Source organism: Bacillus sp. AFS001701 (assembly GCF_002559405.1).
Taxonomy (GTDB): domain Bacteria; phylum Bacillota; class Bacilli; order Bacillales; family Bacillaceae_G; genus Gottfriedia.
The window spans coordinates 1-3311 of the sequence record NZ_NTZO01000573.1 but is presented as its reverse complement, the minus strand read 5'-3'; the positions used below and the strand labels follow the sequence as shown (position 1 = coordinate 3311).

Annotated in this window: 1 protein-coding gene; it reads right to left on the bottom strand. The window is 39.5% G+C overall.

Features of this window, described 5'->3' with window-relative positions; genetic code table 11:
• Positions 1 to 234 precede the first annotated feature (234 nt).
• Positions 235 to 2304 carry an InlB B-repeat-containing protein gene (locus CN514_RS23215; RefSeq protein WP_176526045.1) on the bottom strand — a complete coding sequence of 690 codons (2070 nt, stop codon included), beginning with the start codon at positions 2302 to 2304 and terminating at the stop codon, positions 235 to 237.
• Positions 2305 to 3311 lie beyond the last annotated feature (1007 nt).

The window sequence follows — 3311 nt, the reverse complement described above, 5'->3', positions numbered from 1 at the left end:
CAATAAAGTTGAGAAAAATTAAATCTGATTATTCTGAAATTTTATCAGTTACTAATTCGATAAAATTTAAAAAGCCTATATCCAATACATATTTGTATTGTGCATAGGCTCTTCAGTGTAGCTTTTGTTTCCTTTTTGATTTGTAACATTTCAATAAAACTGTCATTTTATTATTATATTTATTATCCAAAACAAAACTTTTCCCTTTTTTGAAATGACAACTTTCGGTGATACTTACAGTTTCGCAGAGCGGATGACTGACCACCCACTATATACTTTTTTCGTTCCCACTAATTTGTAAGCCCTCACCTTGTAGTAATACGTAGACCCTCTTTTTAAATTCGAGTTCGTCACTTGAACAGATGTTGTTGATTTAATTAGCGTATAGGAGCCACTACTTTTGGTTGCTCGATAGAGTTCGTATCCTGAAGCACCTGACGCCTTACTCCAAGTGATTTTGAGACTGGTTAAACTGGATTTGGTCACTGTGATGCTTTTTGGTGTAGCTGGTGGGGTGACAGTCCATTTCGCATAAAGCGTTGTATTTTTCGTGACTTTATCACTTGAAAAACGCCACGGTGTTTTTAAGCTTGACTCTTTGTACCAACCACCAAATGTATATCCTGTTCGTTTGGGTACGGTTGGCGCTGTGACAGTGGTATTGTAATTCGTTGTTTTCGCGCTAACTTTACTTCCACCATTACTATTAAAATTCACCGTGTATTGATTAATACGCCATTTTGCATACAATGTTGTGTTCGATGTCACTTTGTCACTTACGAAAATCCAAGGCGTTTTTCCACTCGAATCTTTGGTCCACCCCACAAAAGTATAGCCTGTTCGTTTTGGTGCTAGTGGTGTTGTGACAGTGGTATTGTGGTTTGCTGTTATTGCACTCACAGCACTTCCACCCATGCTGTTAAAATTTACTGTATATGAATTCAACGTCCATTTCGCAAACAACATGGTACCGGTCGTGATTTTATCAGTTGAAAAATGCCACTGTGTTTTCCCGTCCTCTTTGTACCACCCACCAAATGTATAGCCTGTTCGTTTTGGTGTTGTTGGTTCCGGTATAAGTTTGTTTTCGTAAACAAAGATTGTATTCGTTTGACTTCCGTTGGTAGGATAAAAATCCACTCTGTACGATCGAATGTTCCACTTCGCATATAGTGTCGTATCTGATTCAACTCGGTCACTCGTTTCGTACCATGGATTTGTAAGGTTTTCATCCTTATACCATCCACCAAATACATATCCGGCCTTCGTCGGCAGCGGTATCTCTAGTCGGTCAATGAGACTCCCTTCTTCATAATACCTGTCTGAAACGAACGTACCCCCATTGCTATTGAAACTCACTTTGTGATACGGAAGAGATACGATAACGAGTACTTTTGCTTTGTACCCACCAACTTCTGATGTTGCTGTCACCGCAACCTTCCCTCTACGAATAGCTGTTACATTCCCATTTGAATCGACGGTTGCAATTGAAGGGTCGCTAGACGTCCAGTTGATATGCTGATTGGTAGCGTCAACTGGCGTAACGAGTGTTGTTAGCTTCGAACTTGTTCCGGTTGTCAAATATAGTGTTTCCTCCGGAGAAATCGTCACTTTTACATACTCATTCACTTGTATCGGAATTCTAATCTTATCTTCATTATTTTTTGTGGATGTTCCTTCTAATACCGCGGAACCATTATCTGTCACACCTACTACCCCACCATAATAAAGTGGGATGATCGAGGTATCCGAACTGGTCCAATTAAAGGTTTCACTTGCATCTGCCGGATTGATGGTGACAAATCGGAAACTCGCACTGTAATCGAGTGTTATTTGTTGGATTTGATTCAACGGGCGAAGGTCGAGTATGATGGCATAATCTTTATAAGAAGCAGAACCGACCGCTAGAACTCCTTGTTCATTTGCTGTTACGTCATTGAACACATCATAAGTCGTGCCACCGATGGTTTTTTTCCACACTACATTCCCATCACGATCATATTGGACCATCAATGCATCTTCTCCTTCATGGTTCAGATGATCTAAATCTAGGTCATTTGAGAAAGAAGCGCCTACTGCTAGAAAGCCATCAGTTGATGTTGTGACGGCGTTAAAACCATCCACTCCACTTCCACCGAATGTTTTTTTCCACACAACGTTTCCGGCCATATCATATTTCACGATCAACGCATCATTCCAAACCATTCCTGCTACGATAACACCATCATCTGTTGCTGTTATGGCATTGTAAGCAGAAGAATACCGACTATCATATGCTTTTTTCCATACGACGTTCCCGTTCAAGTCGTATTCCACAATGAACGCATTTTGACCGCCTTTGGTAAGACCAATTACATCACCATCTTCTGATCTTGTTTCACCTACCACGACATAGCTATCGTTTGTTGCGATAACAGAGCGGTAAGTATCAGATTGACTACCACCAAATTTTTTTAGCCAAATTTGGTTCCCACTTGTATCAAATTTCACGATCACTGCATCATTATTTGATTCACCTACCGCTACATAACCATCACTTGTTGTCGTGACAGAGTTGAAAGAAAATACATTATTATCCCCTTCTATTTCTTTTTTCCACTCTACATTCCCGTCGCGGTCATATTTCACGATGATTGCGTTATGATATCCATCTTGTAGTTCTAAATCACCATCATGCGAAGTGGAATAGCCAACCGCTACCGAACTATCTCCCGATGTTGTGACACCATTGAATGCATCACCATTACTACCGCCAAATGTTTTCGTCCACTTGATGTTCCCATTCGGACCATATTTCACGATGATGGCATCTCGGTAACCTTTATTAAGACCCAATAATTCCCCTTCTGTTGAGTCCGAATAACCTACCGCCACATGATCATCACCCGTTACAGTGACGGAGTTGAAAGTATCAGAACCATTATCACCAAACGTAGATAATTTGCCAAGCATTCTTGACGGTTCATTCGCCGCTTTAACCGTTGGAATGAAAAAAGTTAAGTTATTAGTTGAAAAAAACAATAAGCAGATAAGGACCATTTTAAAAGCAGTCTTCATCATTCACACCCTTTCTAGACAATCTGAGGTTGTCATCGATCTTCTACTTGAAAAGTATATAATTGTTCTGTCCAACTTGAAAGAGTTTTCTCCCTCCACCTTCCTTCTTCGATGAATAAATTTAGATTAATTACAGAAAATATCATATGAAGACAAAAAAGACCCGGCAATGTACCAGATCTTCTTTGTTTTAGCACTTTATGATTATTTCTTAACTTTATTGTAATTTTTTAGAATTTCTCAACTTTATTGTG